Genomic DNA, 1,177 nt, shown 5'->3' with positions numbered 1-1,177 from the left:
GCAAGCCAGACGGAAAAGACGCCCAGGAGGCCGACGCCGTATCCGTTCGGCTTGTCGGCAGGGAATGGACCAAACAGCCAGCCGGTCTCCGCACCGCTCACCCACGCGAAGATCACGGCGAGCGCGTGGATGACAAAAACATGAACCACATAATAGAAGAATGGAACGCGGCCGAAGGTGGTGACCCACGCCGCGAACCGGCCGCGCGCGTTCTCAACCGCAGCAAGCAGCAGCAATGTCGGCCCGATCGTCATGGCCAGATACAGCAGCGATGGCGGATATTTTTCGCAGTTGACGAAGGACAGCAACGTCGCAATTGCACCGGCTTGAACACTCCAGGGCGCGGGGTCGCCGTAGACGTTGCTCGCCCGCAGCAGGACGAAACCAACCACCGCGACGGTGCCCCATCCAACGAGCCAGCGCGTCCGCTTCGCACGATCGAGCATGAAGACCGGACCGAACGCGTAGCCCGCCGCCATCACGCCGATCCACGGGATCAACGGGTAGACCGCGAACCACTTCACGGTGGCGCCGAACTGCAGCAAGGCCGGCTCATGCAGGAAATTCCAGATTGCCGCGGCCGGGCCAAAGGCCTCTGCCTTGATGGGATCGAGTAGATTGTGCCAAGCGATCAAGATGAGCGCGATGGCCGCGACAGCACTGCGCGGCAGAAAGACCAGCACTGAGAGCGCAATCATCGACGCGCCGATAGCGAAGATGACCTGGCTGAAGAAGTAGCCGAGATCGAAGCTGAAGGTCCATGCAAGGCGGACGAGCGTGAGCTCGATCAGTACGAGCCAAATCCCGCGCGTGAGCAGGAAGCGGCTGAGCTGCCGCGTGCTACGGCCGCGCTCGCCGTAGAGGAATGCCGACACACCTGCGAGAAAGACGAAGGCGGGTGCACAGAAATGCGTGATCCAGCGCGTCATGAACAGCGCGGGATCGGTCACGTCGCGCGGGTTGAATCCACCCCGGGGCGAAGAAATCGCGCACATGGTCGAGGGCCATCAATACCATCACGAGGCCGCGCACGAGGTCGACGGAATCGATGCGCGTGCGCACCGCCGTCTGCCCGGCGATTCCTTTCCTCGCTTGGCCGGTCCAGGACAGGCCTCCCCGTTGCCCGGCTTCGAGGCTCGCATTCATGATTTGATCCTCCCAGCGCACAAGTACGGCA

At 62.8% G+C, this 1,177-nt stretch carries 2 protein-coding genes; one reads left to right on the top strand and one right to left on the bottom strand.

Features of this window, described 5'->3' with window-relative positions:
- The coding region (locus CP49_RS11790; protein WP_156438320.1) for an acetyltransferase domain-containing protein at positions 1-995 on the bottom strand (995 nt) is incomplete at its 3' end.
- Here CP49_RS11790 and CP49_RS46680 point away from each other — a divergent pair.
- The coding region (locus CP49_RS46680; RefSeq protein WP_057850431.1) for a hypothetical protein at positions 994-1,177 on the top strand (184 nt) is incomplete at its 3' end. The genes CP49_RS11790 and CP49_RS46680 overlap by 2 nt on opposite strands.

Origin of the sequence: Bradyrhizobium valentinum, assembly GCF_001440405.1 — a bacterium.
Lineage (GTDB): Bacteria > Pseudomonadota > Alphaproteobacteria > Rhizobiales > Xanthobacteraceae > Bradyrhizobium > Bradyrhizobium valentinum.
This window is presented reverse-complemented; position numbering and strand designations above follow the sequence as displayed.